The 16,607-nt window shown below is 73.6% G+C and carries 10 protein-coding genes; 7 read left to right on the top strand and 3 right to left on the bottom strand.

The genetic code is table 11. From position 1 onward, the window contains the following. Window positions 1-61 precede the first annotated feature (61 nt). The 5 genes from SSP29_RS03270 to moeZ all read left to right on the top strand — a co-directional run bounded on the left by SSP29_RS03270 (window position 62) and on the right by moeZ (window position 6,267). On the top strand, window positions 62-1,798 hold the full coding sequence (locus SSP29_RS03270) for a glycosyltransferase (RefSeq protein ID WP_245883003.1): 1,737 nt from the start codon (window positions 62-64) through the stop codon (window positions 1,796-1,798). Continuing rightward, the gene (locus SSP29_RS03265; protein WP_150133466.1) at window positions 1,795-3,126 is read left to right on the top strand and encodes a hypothetical protein; all 1,332 of its coding nucleotides are present in this window, start codon (window positions 1,795-1,797) and stop codon (window positions 3,124-3,126) included. The genes SSP29_RS03270 and SSP29_RS03265 overlap by 4 nt, the downstream gene beginning before the upstream one ends. Window positions 3,127-3,325: 199 nt before the next feature. Then, window positions 3,326-4,288 (top strand): NAD-dependent epimerase/dehydratase family protein, encoded by a 963-nt coding sequence (locus tag SSP29_RS03260; protein ID WP_089098906.1) that lies wholly within the window; start codon window positions 3,326-3,328, stop codon window positions 4,286-4,288. Beyond that, the gene (locus SSP29_RS03255; protein WP_089098905.1) at window positions 4,276-5,025 is read left to right on the top strand and encodes a spherulation-specific family 4 protein; all 750 of its coding nucleotides are present in this window, start codon (window positions 4,276-4,278) and stop codon (window positions 5,023-5,025) included. The genes SSP29_RS03260 and SSP29_RS03255 overlap by 13 nt, the downstream gene beginning before the upstream one ends. A gap of 63 nt (window positions 5,026-5,088) precedes the next feature. Then, a complete protein-coding gene (gene moeZ / locus SSP29_RS03250; RefSeq protein WP_089098904.1) occupies window positions 5,089-6,267 on the top strand; it encodes an adenylyltransferase/sulfurtransferase MoeZ in 1,179 nt (392 codons plus the stop codon). 65 nt (window positions 6,268-6,332) lie between these two features. Here the strand turns inward: moeZ and SSP29_RS03245 are convergent, their stop codons facing one another. The 3 genes from SSP29_RS03245 to SSP29_RS03235 all read right to left on the bottom strand — a co-directional run bounded on the left by SSP29_RS03245 (window position 6,333) and on the right by SSP29_RS03235 (window position 12,489). Then, a complete protein-coding gene (locus SSP29_RS03245) occupies window positions 6,333-7,880 on the bottom strand; it encodes an alpha/beta hydrolase (RefSeq protein ID WP_089098903.1) in 1,548 nt (515 codons plus the stop codon). 158 nt (window positions 7,881-8,038) lie between these two features. Beyond that, window positions 8,039-9,580, bottom strand: coding sequence for an alpha/beta hydrolase (locus SSP29_RS03240; RefSeq protein WP_089098902.1), 1,542 nt, complete (start codon window positions 9,578-9,580; stop codon window positions 8,039-8,041). A 62-nt stretch (window positions 9,581-9,642) separates the two neighbouring features. Beyond that, entirely contained in the window at window positions 9,643-12,489 is a 2,847-nt protein-coding gene (locus SSP29_RS03235; RefSeq protein WP_089098901.1) for a lysylphosphatidylglycerol synthase domain-containing protein, read from the bottom strand. Between the two features lie 161 nt (window positions 12,490-12,650). Here SSP29_RS03235 and SSP29_RS03230 point away from each other — a divergent pair, with 161 nt between their 5' ends. Both SSP29_RS03230 and SSP29_RS03225 read left to right on the top strand, forming a co-directional pair. Beyond that, the gene (locus tag SSP29_RS03230; RefSeq protein ID WP_089098900.1) at window positions 12,651-13,037 is read left to right on the top strand and encodes an MGMT family protein; all 387 of its coding nucleotides are present in this window, start codon (window positions 12,651-12,653) and stop codon (window positions 13,035-13,037) included. A gap of 266 nt (window positions 13,038-13,303) precedes the next feature. Further along, a complete protein-coding gene (locus SSP29_RS03225) occupies window positions 13,304-16,597 on the top strand; it encodes an ATP-dependent helicase (RefSeq protein ID WP_089098899.1) in 3,294 nt (1,097 codons plus the stop codon). Window positions 16,598-16,607: the final 10 nt, after the last annotated feature.

The following is a 16,607-nucleotide window of genomic DNA, read 5'->3' as shown; positions in this document are numbered from 1 at the left end:
GAGATCGATCGGGGGTGCACACGTGCGCATCGGACTGGTTACGGAGGGTGGCTATCCGTATGTGAGCGGTGATGCCAGGCTCTGGTGCGACCGGCTCGTGCGCGGGCTCGGGCGGCACGAGTTCGACCTCTACGCGCTCAGCCGCACCCGGCGTCAGGAGGACGAGGGCTGGCTGCCGCTGCCGCCGCACGTCAGCCGGGTACGGACAGCTCCCCTGTGGACCGCCGAGGAGGACGGGGCCAGGTACGGACGGCGCGCGCGCCGGCGCTTCGCGGAGAGCTACGGCGAGCTCGCGGGGGTGCTGTGTGCCGGCCCGGGACCGAACGGCACGGAGGACTCGCACGGCTCGACCGGCGCGGCGGGCTCAGGTGCCGCGGGCGGCTTTGGTGCCGGGCCCGGTTCTCTGGCGGACCGTTTCGGCAGCGCGCTCCACGGACTCGCCGAACTCGCCCGCGACGAGGGCGGACTGGTCGGCGCGCTCCGCTCCGACACCGCCGTACGCGCACTGGAGCGCGCCTGCCGCGCGCCCGGCGCACTCGGTACGGCACGCGAGGCACGCGTGCCCGACCTGCTCGCCGTCGCCGCCCACCTCGAACGCGCCCTGCGCCCCCTCTCCCTGGACTGGTACGGCGACGACGGCCTCGGCGCGGCCGATCTCTGCCACGCCACCGCCGGCGGCCCCGCCGCTCTGGCCGGCCTGCTCGCCGGACACTTCTCCGGCGTGCCGCTGCTGGTCACCGAGTACGGCATGCGACTGCGCTCGCACTACCTCGCCTCGGGCCCCGACGTGGCCGCCCCCGCCGTACGCGCGCTGCTCGCGGCCTTCCACGGCCGGCTCGCCGCCGAGGTCTACCGCCGCGCCGCGATCATCACCCCGGGCAACGCGCACACCCGCCGCTGGCAGGAGCGCTGCGGCGCCGACCGCGCCCGTATCCGGACCGTGCACCCCGGCATGGAGGCCGCCCGCTTCACCGAGGTGGGCGAGGCCCCGGACCGCGCCGACCCGGACACCCTCGTCTGGGTCGGCCGTATCGAACCGGCCAAGGATCTGGTGTCGTTGCTGCACGCCTTCGCCGAGGTCCGCAAGGAGGAGCCCAAGACGCGACTGCGGGTCGTGGGCGTCCCGGCGGGGCCGGAGGGCGAGGCCTATCTGGGGCACTGCAGGGCGCTCGCCGCACAGCTCTTCCCCGACGAGGCCGAAGGGGTGCACGCCGTCGGCGACAACCCGGTCTCCTTCGAGGAGATAGGCGGCCCGGAGGCACCGACCCTCGCCGACGCCTACGCGTCCGGCGCGGTCGTCGTTCTCTCCAGCGTCGTCGAGGGCTTCCCGGTGGGACTCGTCGAGGCGATGTTCTGCGGCCGGGCGACCGTCTCCACGGACGTCGGCGCCGTGGTGGAGGTCATCGGCGGCACCGGGCTCGTCGTACCCCCGCGCAATCCGCGGGCGCTCGCTGAGGCGTGCGTGACGCTGCTGCGCGACTCCGAGCGCCGTGAGCGCCTCGGAGCCGCCGCGCGCGCCCGCGCGCTCGAACTGTTCACCGTCGAGCAGAACATCGCGGCATTTCACGGCATTTACCTGGAGATCGTCTCGCACTGCCCGGTGCGCCGGATCGTCCTCGACCAGGCGGGCGAGCCCCTGCCGTTCGCCGTCCCGGCCGAGGTCCATGTGCCCGGCCGCTGGACCGGGCCCACGGCCCGCGTCGCGCATCGCGCCGGGCCCGGCCGGGCCCTGGGCGCCGCGCTGCGGCCCGCCCCGGTACGGGCCACCCCGCTCGCGGCCACCGAGGGGGCGCTGTGAACGGCGAGGAAGGCGGCGCGGTGAACGCCGGTCCGGGGGAGCTGGACCGGCCCGGGCGGCCCGGCGCGGCCGACGCCTGGGACACGAGGTCGGAGGAATGGCTCCTGGGGGCGGACCAGCCCGGCTCGGTGGACGCCTTCCCCGGGGGCGGGTCGCCGGCGCCCGGCGGGGACTCTCCGGGGAGCCGGGCCGCGGCCGAGGACACCGCCGGCAGCCGCGGATCCACCCCCCGCCGGGGCGCCGCCGCCGACCCGGTGAAGACGCTGATGCACCGTCACCGTGAGCTCTGCGAGCGGGCCGTGGACCCCCTGGAGATCGCGGCCGGCCTCGAAGTGCACGGTGTCACCGACCGCACCGCCGCCCGCTTCCGGCACCGTGACGTCTTCTCGCTCGCCGAAGAGCTCTACGCGCGCGTGCCCCGCGACGGCGACCGGCGCCCGCCCCCCGAACCGGTGCCCGCGCCCCGCGTGCGCGCCGACTGGGCACTGCTCACGCTCCTCCCGGGCACCGTGTGCGCGGCGGCCGTGACCGGCGTACGGCTCACCGAGGGCCGCCCGCGCCTCGTGGCGGCAGCCGTCGGCGTGCTCGCCGTCGCCCTCGCCGTACGCCCGGCCCTGCGCCGCGGCCCGCTGGCCCTGCCCGTCCGTACCCCCGCCCGGCACACCGCCACCGGCACGCGCGCGTGGACCTGCTGGCTCCTCGCCTACGCCCTCCTCGGCGACGGCCTGCTGCGGGCCGTCATGCACGGCGGTCCCGACGGACTCCCGACCGGCGCCGCCCACGGCCCCTGGCCGGTGACCACGACCCCCGTCCTCGCCCTCACCCTGGCCTGCGCCCCGGCGGCCTGGAGTGCCCACCTCCTCACGGCGGGCGCCCGCCGCAGGCTCGCGAGCAGCCGCGGCCTGGAGGAGTTCACCGGCGCCGTACAGCCGTTGCTGCTCGGCACGTTCGCCCTCTTTCTCGGCGCCCTCACCGCCCTGCTCGCCCTGTGCGGCGCCGCCCTCGGCGAACCCGCCGGCTACCCGGCGGCCCTCGCCCTCGGCGCCCTCCTGCTGCTCGCCCGCCTCCTCGCCGTCCACAACGTCCCGCAGGGCCCCACCCTCGCCGCCGCGGCCGCCACGGAAGCGGCGGCCGTGGCCCTCGTCCTGGCCGGCCGGCTGCCCGGCTGCGCCTTCCTGGCCGCCCCCGTCGACGCCCTGGCCGACGCCTGGGGCGCGGGCAGCGTCCCGGCCCTCGGCTGCGGCGCCGCCGCCCTGGCGCTGCTGTTGCGGGCGACCCGCACCCTCACCCGGGCCTCGGCCCACGCGCCGACGGGAGACCCGCAGTGAGCAGAGCCGCCGATGTCCTCGCACGCCTCGCCGAGCCGTCCCGGCGGCAGGCGCCCGGCACCCCGCCGGAGGCAACCGCACCACCCCTCGAAGGAGACCACCAGATGACCACCTCCCGACCCGGACCCGGAGCGTCCGGAACCACCGGAGGCACCGGAGCCACCGGAGTCGCCGGAGCGCACACCCCGGGAGCCGCACGATGAGGGTTCTGCTGATCGGAGCCAACGGATACCTCGGCCGCTTCGTCGCCGACCGGCTGCTCGCCGACCCGGCCGTCCAGCTCACCGCGCTCGGCCGTGGCGACGACGCCGACGTCCGCTTCGACCTCGCCACCGGCAGCCCCGGCGCGCTCACCCGGTTCCTCGACGCGGTCCACCCGGGCGTCATCGTGAACTGCGCAGGTGCCACCCGCGGCGGCGCCCGGGAACTCACCCGGCACAACACCGTCGCCGTCGCCACCGTCTGCGAGGCCCTGCGGCGCAGCGGCTGCGGCGCCCGCCTGGTGCAGGTCGGCTGCAGCTCCGAGTACGGCCCGAGCCAGCCCGGCTCCTCCACCGCCGAGGACGCCGTGCCGCGCCCCGGCGGCCCGTACGGCGTCAGCAAGCTCGCCGCCACCGAACTCGTCCTCGGCTCCGGGCTGGACGCCGTCGTCCTGCGCGTCTTCTCGCCCGCCGGTCCTGGCACCCCGGCCGGCTCACCGCTCGGCCGCCTGGCCGAGGCCATGCGCCGCGCCATGCAGTCCGGCGACGGCGAACTCAAACTCGGCGGCCTCGGCGCCCAGCGCGACTTCGTCGACGTACGCGACGTCGCCCGCGCCGTCCACGCGGCCTCGCTCTCCGCCGCCCAGGGCGTCATCAACATCGGCTCCGGCCGCGCCGTCCGGCTCCGTGACGCCGCCGCCGTCCTCGCCCGGGTCGCCGGATACGGCGGCGCCCTGCACGAACTCGACGGCCCGCCCGGCCCCCCGCTGCGCAGCCCCATCGGCCACCCCCGCCTGGACCCCGACCACGCGGCCCCGGTCGCGTACCCGTACCCGGACGGCTGCGGCAGCTGGCAGCAGGCCGACGTGCGCTGCGCCCGCGACCGGCTCGGCTGGCGGCCCCGCATCAACCTCGAAGAGTCCCTCGCGGACATCTGGATGGAGGCGGCGTGCCGCATCTGACCAGCACCCGGGCGGGCGCCGCGACCACCGGCGTCCGCACCGCCGTCGGCATCCCCGGCTACGCCCACCCGCTCCTCGCCCCCGCCCAGTGGGCCGAACTCACCCGCCCCGGCACCCCTTTGCACTGGGTCGTCCTCAACGTGGCGAACGGCCCCGGCAGCCGCCCCGACCCGCACTGCCTGGAGGCGGCCGGCCGGCTCCGCAACGCGGGCGTCCGCGTCCTCGGTCGCCTGGACACCACCTACGGCGCCCGCCCCCATGGCGACCTGCTCACCGACGCCCGCCACTTCCACGACTGGTACCGCATCGACGGCTTCCTGCTGGACCGCTGTCCCGCCGAGCGCACCGCGCTCCCCGAGATCCGCCGCGCGGTCGCCGCGCTCCGCACCATAGGCGACGACCCCCACATCGTCCTCGGCCATGGCACCCACCCCCACCCGGGCTACGCCGAGAACGCCGACCAGCTGGTGACCTTCGCCGGGCCCTGGAGCGACTACCGCTGGTCCCAGGTCGCCGAGTGGACCGCCGACTACCCGCCCGACCGCTTCTGCCACTTCGTGCACGGCGTGCCCCTCGGCCACCTCGACGAGGCACTGCGCATCGCCCGCTGGCAGGGCGCCGCCACGATCTACTTCACCGACCGGACCGACCGCTGGGGCCGGGCGGACCCCTGGGAGACGATGCCCGGCTACTGGGACGAAATCGTCTCGCGGATCGGAACAGGTGTCTCGGAATGAAGAAGCCCGTGGCAGTGTTACAGGGAGAACAATTGTAGTGATTGACCGATCAACGGAGTCCCCGTGTCGCTGCCACCCCTGGTCGAGCCAGCTGCTGAGCTCACCGTAGACGAGGTCCGCAGGTACTCCCGCCACCTGATCATCCCCGACGTCGGGATGGACGGGCAGAAGCGGCTGAAGAACGCCAAGGTGCTGTGTGTGGGCGCCGGCGGCCTGGGCTCGCCGGCGCTGATGTACCTGGCCGCCGCGGGCGTCGGCACCCTTGGCATCGTGGAGTTCGACGAGGTCGACGAGTCGAACCTGCAGCGCCAGATCATCCACAGCCAGGCCGACATCGGCCGCTCCAAGGCCGAGTCCGCCCGTGACTCCGTCCTCGGCATCAACCCGTACGTGAACGTGGTCCTTCACGAAGAGCGGCTCGAGGCCGAGAACGTGATGGACATCTTCAGCCAGTACGACCTGATCGTCGACGGCACGGACAACTTCGCCACCCGCTACCTGGTCAACGACGCCTGCGTGCTGCTGAACAAGCCGTACGTCTGGGGCTCCATCTACCGCTTCGACGGCCAGGCCTCGGTCTTCTGGTCCGAGTACGGCCCCTGCTACCGCTGCCTCTACCCGGAGCCCCCGCCGCCGGGCATGGTCCCCTCCTGCGCCGAGGGCGGCGTCCTGGGCGTGCTGTGCGCGTCCATCGGCTCCATCCAGGTCACCGAGGCCATCAAGGTCCTCACCGGCACCGGCGAGCCCCTCGTCGGCCGCCTGATGATCTACGACGCCCTGGAGATGCAGTACCGCCAGGTCAAGGTCCGCAAGGACCCGAACTGCGCGGTCTGCGGCGAGAACCCGACCGTCACCGAGCTCATCGACTACGAGGCCTTCTGCGGCGTCGTCTCCGAGGAGGCCCAGCAGGCGGCCGCCGGCTCGACGATCACTCCCAAGCAGCTCAAGGAGTGGATCGACGACGGCGAGAACATCGAGATCATCGACGTCCGCGAGCCGAACGAGTACGAGATCGTCTCCATCCCCGGCGCCAAGCTGATCCCGAAGAACGAGTTCCTGCTCGGCACCGCCCTGGAGGGCCTGCCCCAGGACAAGAGGATCGTCCTGCACTGCAAGACGGGTGTCCGCAGCGCGGAGGTCCTCGCGGTCCTGAAGTCCGCGGGCTTCGCGGACGCGGTCCACGTCGGCGGCGGTGTGATCGGCTGGGTCAACCAGATCGAGCCCCAGAAGCCGGTCTACTGAGCACAGGCTCCGCGAAGGGCGGGGGCTCCGGGCGGCACGGCAGGTGCCCGGGGCCCCCGCCTTCGTCATGAGCAGACCTTGCCGTCCTTCGGGACCGTGCCGTCCAGCAGATAGGCGTTCACCGTCGAGTCCACGCAGTCGCTGCCGCTGCCGTACGCGCCGTGGCCCTCGCCCTTCCAGGTCAGCTCGACGCCGACCCCCTTGCCCAGCTCGTCGGCCATCCTGCGGGCGCCCTCGTACGGGGTCGCCGGGTCGCCGGTGTTGCCGACCAGCAGCACCGGTGCCGCGCCCGGTGCGCTCACGTCCGGGGTGTCCCACTGCCCGGCCACCGGCCAGTCGTGGCACCAGCCGGCCGAGTCCCAGCCCAGGAAGTCCCCGAAGACGGGCGAGACCTTCTCGAACTCCGGCAGCAGCTTCTTCGTCTCGGCGAGCGTCGGCCGCTCCTTGTCGTCCAGGCACGATATGACCCGCTGGGAGTGGGTGGTCGTGCCGTAGTGCCCCGAGGAGTCCCGCTCGTTGTACTGGTCCGCGAGCGACAGCAGCTCCGAGCCGTCGCCCTCCTCGGCCGCCTTCAGCGCGCTGGTCAGCGTCGGCCAGCTGTCCTGGCTGTACAGCGGCAGCACGATGCCGGTGACCGCGAGGGTCTGGGTCAGCTTCCGCCCGGACGACGTGGGCAGCGGCGTGGCGTCGAGCCTCTTCAGCAGATCGCCGATCTTCAGCGAGCCCTGCTTCGGGTCCTGGCCGGTGGACTTGAGGTAGTCGTCCAGGGCCCGCTGGAATCCGGCGGCCTGGTTCTTCTCCTGGCCGACCGAGTCGGCCGTCGGGTCCACCACCGCGTCCAGGATCAGCCGCCCCACGTTCTTCGGGAACAGGTGGGCGTACACGCCGCCCAGTTCGGTGCCGTACGAGATGCCGAAGTAGTGCATCTTCGGGTCACCGAGGACCTGGCGCATCAGGTCCATGTCGCGGGCCGTGTCGGTCGTCGAGACATGTGCGATCAGCGTGCCGGCGGCCTTCTCACAGCCCTTGCCGAAGGCGGCGGCGTCCTGGAAGTACGCCGTCTCCTCCACCGCGGTGTCCGGTGTCGCGTCGATCGACTCGGCGCTCTGGATGTCCTTGTCGCTGCGGCACCGGATCCCCTCACTGGCTCCCACCCCGCGCGGGTCCCAGCTCACCAGGTCGTACCGCTCGCGCAGCGCGGAGACGGTGGACGCGTAGTACGGCATCGTCGAGACGCCGGAGCCGCCCGGCCCGCCGAAGTTGAACAGCAGCGAGCCGATCCGCTTCCCCGAACCCCCGCTCGCCTGCTCCCGGATGAGCGCCAGCCCGATGGTCTCCCCGTCCGGCTTCGACCAGTCCAGCGGCACCTTGAGCGTCGCACACCGCCACTCGTCCCCGGGTGCGGCGGAGTCCGAAGTGGCCTTGCAGCGGCTCCAGTCGAGCTTCTGGCCGGTGAGGGACGCGGGCAGGGCGGCCGAGCCGCTGGTGGCGGCCGACGGCTGTCGGGACGCGACCTTCCCTTCGTCCGAGCCCCCGCCCGACGCCCCACCGCTGCACCCGGCCACGAGCAGCCCCGCCGCAACAGCAGCCGCCCACCGTACATGTCGCAACATCCGCGCACACCCCCCACACAGGCTCTCCGCAGGTTCGTCGCGGAAAGCGGTCAGGCCATAGTAGGCGGATCGACCGAAGGCCGTTGCGGCCTGTGGATAACCCTTTGACCTGCGTGTTTACAGCGCCCCGATATGGGCGCGGCACTCTCGGCGCGTCCTCACGTACAGACCGTTCCCGCCTTCGGCACCGTCCCCTCCAGCAAATAGCCGTTCACGGCACCCTGCACGCACTTGTTCTTGCTGTCGTACGCCCCGTGTCCCTGCCCCTGGTACGTCAGCTCGACCCCGACGCCCTTCCCGAGCGCGTCTACCATCCTCTTCGCGCCCTCGTACGGCGTCGCCGGATCCCCCGTGTTGCCCACGACCAGGATCGGCGCCGACCCGGGCGCGCTGACGTCGGGGTGGTCGGCGGCGCCCGGCACCGCCCAGTTCGTGCAGCTGACCATCCCCCAGGCGAGGTAGTCGCCGAACAGCGGGGAGGCGGCGCGGAACTCGGGCAGTTTCTGCTGGACGTACTCGGGGGTGTACCGCGGCTTCTCGTCGGCGCAGTTGATGGCGATGTTCGCCGCCGTGATGTTGCTGTACTCGCCGTTCTGGCTGCGGCCGTTCATCGAGTCGGACAGCAGCATCAGGATCCTCCCGTCGCCGTCGTACGCCTCTTCGAGCCCCTCGGTGAGGTACTCCCAGAAGTCCTTGGAGTACAGGGACTGGGCGATGCCGTTGGTTGCGACGGTCTGGGTGAGCTGGCGGGGCAGGACGCCCGGGATCGGCTTCTTGTCGAGGTCCGCGAGGAGCTTGGCGATACGGTCCTTCACGTCCTGCGGGGTGTCTCCGATCGGGCACTCTGTCTTCTTCGACGTGCAGTCCGCGGCGAAGTTGTCGAGCGCGAGCTGGAAGCCCTTGGCCTGCCCGAGCGAGCTCTGCTCCGGGTCCTGGGTGGGGTCGACGACGGCGTCGAAGACCGCCCGGCCCACGTTCTTCGGGAACAGGTGGGCGTAGACGCCGCCGAGTTCGGTGCCGTAGGAGATGCCGAAGTAGTGCAGCTGCCGGTCGCCGAGGACCTGGCGCATCAGGTCCATGTCGCGGGCGGCGTCGGTGGTGCGGACCTGCGGCAGGATCGTCCTGGAGTTCTTCTCGCAGGCGGCGTTGAACTGCTTGGTGCGGTTGATCAGCTGGGTGCGTTCGGCGCTGGTGTCGGGCGTCGCGTCCTGCTGGAAGTAGTCGTCGAGCTGCGTGTCGCTCTCGCACTCGACAGGGTCGCTGCGGCCGACTCCGCGCGGGTCGAAGCTGACGAGGTCGTAGCGGGTACGCAGGGCCGCGTAGTCCTCACCGAACGCGGGGAGGGTGGTGACGCCGCTGCCGCCGGGTCCGCCGAAGTTGAAGACCAGGGAGCCGATCCGCTTGCTCGGGTCGCCGCTGGCCCTGGCCCGGATCAGCGCGAGCCCGATGGTGGCGCCCTTCGGCTTCGACCAGTCCAGGGGTGCCTTCATGGTGGCGCACTGCCAGGTGCCGCCGCCGGGCAGCGGTGACGGCGCGTCGCCGCCGCCCTCGGCCTCGTCGGGTGCCGGGCAGTTCTTCCAGTCCAGCTTCTGCGCCGTCAGATCCCCGTCGTTGGAACCGTCGCTGCACCCGGCCAGCACAGAGGACAGCGCCAGGGCTGCGGCCAGGGCGGCGACGCGGATCCGGAAGGGGTTCGGCATGCTCCCATCCTGGCGTCGCCCACGGCCACGCGCGCGGGGCGCGAGCCGTCCGAGGTACGCCCCTAGAGCGCGCCCTTGCGCGAGAGATGGTTGAAGGCCAGCCAGCCCGGCAGGACCGGCAGCCACAGGGTCAGCAGCCGGTACAGCAGGACGGCGGGCGCCGCGACCTCCTTGGGGAGGCCGATGGCGATCAGGCCGACGGTCAGGGTCGCCTCGACCGCACCGACACCGCCCGGGGTCGGCGCCGCGGAGCCGAGCGCGTTGCCGGCGAGGAAGACGACGGCGACGCTGGCGATGCTGAGCGAGGTCGACTGGTCGCCGAAGGCCCGGATGGAGGCGTCCAGGCACATCACGAAGCAGGCGGTCAGCAGCAGCATGCCGCCGATGCCGGTGACGAGCTTCTGCGGCCGCTGGAGCACGTCCAGCATGCGCGGCACGACGCCCGCGAAGAGCGACCGCACGCGCGTGCTGACGAACTTGCGCAGGAGCGGCACCGAGGTCACCACGAGGACCAGTACGGCGACGGTCAGCAGGCCCGCGATGACCGTCCGGGACGGCGACAGCGAAGGCGTCTTCTCGGTGCCCGTCAGATAGCCGAACGACAGCAGCATGAGGATGTGACAGCCGAGCCCGAACAGCTGTGAGGCGCCGACGCTCGCCACCGCGAGCCCTGGGCGCACACCCGCGCGCTGCAGGAAGCGCGTGTTGAGGGCCACACCGCCGACCGCGGCGGGCGCCACGATCTTCACGAACGACCCGGCGAGCTGCGCCGCCACGGTCCGCACGAAGGGGACCCGCTCGGGCACGAACCCGAGCAGCGACATCGCGGCGGCCACATAGCTGAGCGCCGAGAACAGCACCGCGGCGATCACCCAGCCCCACTGGGCGTTCGCGACCAGGGGGCCGAACTCGATGTGGGTGAGCTGGGTCAGCAGGTAGTACCCGCCGATCGCGCCGGCGAAGACGCTGATCAGTGTGCGCGGCCGCACCCGCTCCAGACGGGCCGGCTCGACGGGCGCCTGCGGCCTGATCCGCAGCACCTGGTGCCGGATCTGGGTGAGCAGGTCCTCCTCACGGGCCTCTTCCAGCGCGTCGTCCAGGGCGCGCTTCTCGGCCCGCTGCTCGGCGCGCACGGTCTTCTTGTCGGGCTTCTCGGCCTCCTCCACACGGGCCTGCTTGACCTGCCGGGACGCCTCCAGGACCGCGTCCCGCTCGCGCTGGGCGCGCTCCCTGGCCAGTCTTCGCAGCGTCGCGCGCGTGGAGCGCGTCAGCGCGATCGGCTGGAGCATCGGCAGACAGTCGGCGACCGCGTCGGGTCCGAGGACGCCGACCGCCGAGGCCACCGCCCGCTCGGCGCCCACCCGCAGGCCGAGCGTGGTGACCAGCTGGGCGACGTCCATGCGCAGCAGCAGTTCACCGGCTGCGATCTCGCCGCCGCGCAGGTCGGTGAGGATCACCGTGCCGGAACGATCCACCAGGATGGCGTCCCCCGCGAGCCGGCGGTGCGCGATCCGGCGCGACTGCAATGCCTGCACCTGGTGCCAGGTGTGGCGCAGCAGTTCGTCGGTGATCTCCTCGTCGGCCAGCGAGTCGAGGGTACGGCCGCCGGTGTGCTCGTAGACGAGCATCACGGCGTCCGGGCCCAGCTCGGAGGTGGCGATCAGCTTGGGGGCGTTGGCGCCGGCCGCGATCGCCGCGTACGCCAGCAGGGCCTCCTGCTCCAGGGCCTGGCGCAGGGACTGGAGGCTGGAGCGGGTGGCGAAGCCGCGCAGGGTCAGGTTGCGCCACACCCGGTAGAAGAAGCCCTGGGCCTGCTGTTCCCGGTCGACGACCGTGACGTCCAGCGGTGGGCCGTCCTCCAGGGTGACGAAGTAGCGCCGGCCCCGGTCGCCGTTCTCGGTGTCCAGGGCCTCCTCGCGGGCCGCGCCGACCGGGTGGAAGCCGACGTGCCTGAGGCCGGCCAGCAGGGTCCGGCCGGTGGGGCGGACGTTGGGGGAGCCGACGGCGTACAGCGTGCCGTAGGCGACGGTCCAGCCGATCAGCACCGTGAGGATGATCGAGAACGGTGTCGTGTAGCCGGTGACGAGCATGGAGAACGCGTCGAGCAGCAGCACGATCCACAGCACCGAGCGCCATCTCGGCCGCCGGGACATGCCGACGGCCGTCATGTAGGCGATGACGGGCGCGAGATAGCCGTGCACCGGGTCGGTGAGGGCGTGGATGTCGCCGGGGGAGGGCTGGGTCAGCGCCTCCTGGATGGAGCCCGGGGCGGCCCTGGCCACCCACAGGTCGGTGGCGAGGGTCACGCCGTGCGCGAGAACGGCCGCGAGCACCCCGTCGGCGATGCGCAGCCCGTCCCGCTTGATCAGCCGCTCGATCGCGAACGCGACCGGCACCAGCAGGATCGCGATGCTGGAGGCCAGCCCCGCGAACCTGATCAGCAGGTCGGGGGCCTGTCCGGTGCCCTTGTTGATGTCCTGTTCGAGCCCGGAGGTGGTGCCGTGCGCGAACGCGGCGATGCCGAGCAGTACGGCGATGGCGAGGACCCCGACCAGGAGCCGCATGAGGTCGGAGGGGCGGTGCACGCGCGCGGGGAGCAGCGGTTCGTCGCCCTCCACCTCGTCGGCGTGCGTTTCGTCGCACTCCGCGGGGTCCGGTTCGACGACGCCCGACTGCACGGCTGCCGGCTGTGCGGCGTCGGCGTTCTCGGCGGCCGGATCCGTGGTGTCGGGTTTCGCGGCGGCCGGCTCTGTGGTGTCCGGGCGCACGGTGTCGGACTGGGGCGCGTCCGGGTGCGGTGGCGTGCCGGACTCCGCCGTGTCCGGGCGTGCGGCGGCGTCAGAGGTGCCGGCTCCGCCCTCGGAGCGCACGCCCTGCTGTTCGGTCGTCTCTTCTTGATCTCGTATCACCAGTCACCGCCCGCACGATGGTGGCATGCTCCACCGACACCCTGGGGCATCAGGGTGCAGATGCGGGGGCGCACAGTCTGCCCCAAGCGCGGCGAGAGGGCGAGGCGCAGGCCTGCCGCGGACCGCGCGGGTTGTCGGTGAGGTGCGGCAGGATGGGGCGAATGAGCGAGCAGAGCCTTCCCGAAGACACCCGGGAGGGGTACGCGGACGAGTTGCCCGAGTATGCCGAGCGGGTCCTGGAGGTCGCCGAGCGGATTCCGCCCGGGCGCGTGATGACGTACGGCGACGTCGCGGAGTGGCTGGAGGAGGGAGGCCCGCGCCAGGTGGGGCGGGTGATGTCCCTCTACGGCGGTGCCGTCCCGTGGTGGCGGGTGGTGCGCGCCGACGGGGCGCTGCTCCCGGGGCACGAGCTGAGCGCGCTGGACCACTACCGCGCCGAGGGCACCCCGCTGAAGGAGGCGAGCAGGGCCGCGGAGGGCCATCTGCCGCGGCTCGACATGAAGCGGGCGCGGTGGGACGGCGGCGCGGACGCGGGGGCTCACACCTGACAGCTTCCGCCATCGGAGGCCCTCGGGGGGAACCGGTGGCCCGTACGAGGGACACCGGGGACGTCCGTGGCATGACGTACGTTCGTGAGATGTGCGGCGCGCGTGCCGCGAGGGCCGTCCGGGGCGGACGGGAAGAAGCGGAAGCCCTGCTTCCGTCCGGTTCGTCGGCGTAGCGTCGGCTGCGCGTGTCCCGCTCACCCCGCGGCCACCCCTGCGCACGCGCGACCGCGAACCGACCAGCACACCCACCAGGACCGGCGAACCACGTGAGCTCCTCTTCCTCCACCCGGCACCTGCCGCACCTCCCGGTGCGGCAGGGGAACCGTGGCGCTTACCGACTGGTCCGTACCCCGCCGGCCGATGTGGATCCCCCTCGTCTGGACGCCGCACAGCGCGCCGTGGTTGACCACGGGTCCGGCCCGCTGCTCGTCCTCGCGGGCCCAGGCACCGGCAAGACCACCACCCTGGTGGAGTCGGTGGCCGCGCGGATCGCCCGTGGCGCGGACCCCGAGCGGCTCCTGGTGCTGACGTTCAGCCGCAAGGCCGCCGTCGAACTGCGCGACCGCATGGCCCTGCGGGTGGGCGCCGCCCGCGCACCGCGGGCGACCACCTTCCACTCGTACTGCTACGCCCTGGTCCGCGCCCACCAGGACAGCGGTCGGTTCGCGGACCCGCTGCGGCTGCTGTCCGGCCCCGAGCAGGACGTCGCCGTCCGCGACCTGCTGGCCGGCCAGCCCGACCTGGAGCGGCTCGGGCTGAACCATGTGCGCTGGCCCGACGACCTGCGCGCCTGTCTGACCACCCGGGGCTTCGCCGACGAGGTCCGCGCGGTCCTCGCCCGCAGCCGCGAGCTGGGCCTGGACCCGGCCGCCCTGGACGCCTTCGCCCGCCGTATCGGCCGCCCCGACTGGCGGGCCGCGGCCGCCTTCCTCGCCGAGTACCTCGACGTCCTCGACCTCCAGGGCGTCCTCGACTACGCCGAACTCGTCCACCGCGCGGTGCTGCTCGCCCACCGTCCCGAGGTCGCCCTGGACCTCGCCGGCCGCTACGACGCCGTGTACGTCGACGAGTACCAGGACACCGACCCGGCCCAGGTGCGCCTGCTGCACTCACTGGCCGGCCACGGCCGCACCCTGGTCGCGTTCGGCGACCCGGACCAGTCGATCTACACGTTCCGGGGCGCCGACGTGAACGGCATCCTGGACTTCCCGTCGGCCTTCGCGCGCGTGGACGGCCGTCCCGCCCCCGTGGAAGTGCTGCGCACGTCCCGCCGCTCCGGCGCCGGCCTGCTGGCCGCGACCCGGCTGCTGACCCAGCGGATGCCGCTGACCCGGCTGCCCGCCGAGAAGGTACGCGCGCACCGCGAGCTGACCGCCGCGCGGGACGACGGCCGCGTCGAGGTCTACACGTACCCGACGCCCGGCACCGAGCTGGACAACATCGCCGACATCCTGCGCCGCGCGCACCTGGAGGACGGCGTCCGCTGGAGCGACATGGCCGTCCTGGTGCGCGCCGGCTCCCACACCATCCCGACGGTCCGCCGGGCCCTCACCGCGGCCGGCGTGCCCCTGGACATCGACGGCGACGACATGCCGCTGCGCCACGAACCGGCGGTGGCGCCCCTGCTGACGGCGCTCCGGGCGGTGGCGGAGGCGGAAGCGGCGCCCGACGCAGGAGAGGGCGCCTGCTGGCTCGACACCGAGACCGCGCTCACCCTGCTCGGCTCCCCCCTCGCCGGCATGGACGCGTCCGACCTGCGCCGCCTCGGCCGTGCCCTGCGCGACGAGGAGCGGGCGGCCGGCAACGCGCTCCCGCCCCCGTCCGACGAACTGCTCGCGCGGGCGCTCGCCGAGCCCGAGCGCCTGGCCGTCCACGACCCCGGGTACGCCCGCGGGGCGCAGCGGCTCGGCGCGCTGCTCGGCCGGGCCAGGGAGCGCCTCACGAGCGGCGGTACGGCCGAGGAGGCGCTGTGGGTCCTGTGGAACGGCACACCCTGGCCCTCGCGCCTGGAGCGTGCCGCCCGCCGCGGGGGCGCGGCCGGCCGCAACGCCGACCGGGACCTGGACGCCGTGTGCGCCCTTTTCGCCACCGCCGCCCGCGCGGAGGAGCGCAGCGGCGGCCGGGGCGCGCTGAACTTCCTGGCGGAGATCGAGGCCGAGGACATCGCCGCCGACACCCTCGCCGGCCGCGCGGTACGCCCCGACGCCGTCCGCCTGATGACCGCGCACCGCGCCAAGGGCCTGGAGTGGCGCCTGGTCGTCGTGGCCGGCGTCCAGGAGGGCCTGTGGCCGGACCTGCGCCGCCGCGGCTCGCTCCTGGAGGCCGACCGCATCGGCCGTGACGGGCTCGCCGAGCCGCTCACCCCGGGCGCGCTGCTCGCCGAGGAACGCCGCCTGTTCTACGTCGCCGCCACGCGCGCGTGTGAACGCCTCGTCGTCACCGCCGTGAAGGCCCCCGCGGACGACGGCGACCAGCCCTCCCGGTTCCTCGCCGAACTGGGCGTCGAACCCCAGGACGTCACCGGACGGCCCCGCCGTCCGCTCGCCGTGGCCGCCCTGGTCGCCGAGCTGCGCGCGACCACCGTCGACCCGCGCGCGTCGGACGCCCTGCGGGAGGCGGCCGCCCGCCGGCTGGCCCGGCTGGCCGCGCTCGCCGACGAGGACGGGCGCCCCCTGGTGCCGTCCGCCCACCCCTACCGCTGGTGGGGCATGTTCGAGCCGACCGAGAGCAAGGTGCCGCTGCGCGACCGCGACCAGCCCGTGGTGCTCTCCGGCAGCGCCCTCGATCAGCTCGCCAACACCTGCAGCCTGCAGTGGTTCCTGGGCCGCGAGGTGAAGGCCGACGCGCCCGCCACCACCGCCCAGGGCTTCGGCAACGTCGTGCACGTCCTCGCCGACGAGGTCGCCTCCGGCCGCACCCCCGCCGACCTCGCCGTCCTCATGGAGCGGCTGGAGTCGGTGTGGAACGCGCTCGCCTTCGACGCGCCCTGGAAGTCGGCGCAGGAGAAGGACAACGCGCGCGTGGCGCTCGAACGCTTCCTGAAGTGGCACGTCCTGGACCGCACCGCACGCACCCCGGTGGTCAGTGAGCAGGACTTCGACGTCACCCTCGAAGCAGGCGACTACGAGGTGCGCATCCGCGGCCAGATGGACCGGGTGGAGGCGGACGGCGAGGGCCGCGCGTACGTCGTCGACTTCAAGACCGGCAAACAGGCGCCCAGCGCGGCCGAGGTGGCCAGGCATCCGCAGCTCGCCGTCTACCAGCTCGCGGTCCGCGAGGGCGCCGTGGACGAGGCCTTCGACGGTGTACGGCCCGAGCCCGGCGGCGCCGAGCTGGTCCACCTCAGACAGGGCGCGGCCCGGCGCGACGGCGGCGAGACCCTGCCCAAGGTGCAGGCGCAGGAGCCGCTGGAGGGGGAGTGGGTCGGAGACCTGCTGGCCACCGCAGCCGGCAAGGTCCTCGACGAACGGTTCGCACCGACCACCGGCCAGCACTGCACCCACTGCGCCTTCCGCGCGTCGTGCAGCGCGCGGCCGGAGGGGCGGCACGTGGTGGAGTGAGCGCTGTGTC

Source organism: Streptomyces hyaluromycini (genome assembly GCF_002217755.1).
In the GTDB taxonomy this organism is placed as follows: domain Bacteria; phylum Actinomycetota; class Actinomycetes; order Streptomycetales; family Streptomycetaceae; genus Streptomyces; species Streptomyces hyaluromycini.
The sequence above is the reverse complement of the archived record's forward strand: the minus strand, read 5'-3'. Positions and strand labels throughout refer to the sequence as shown.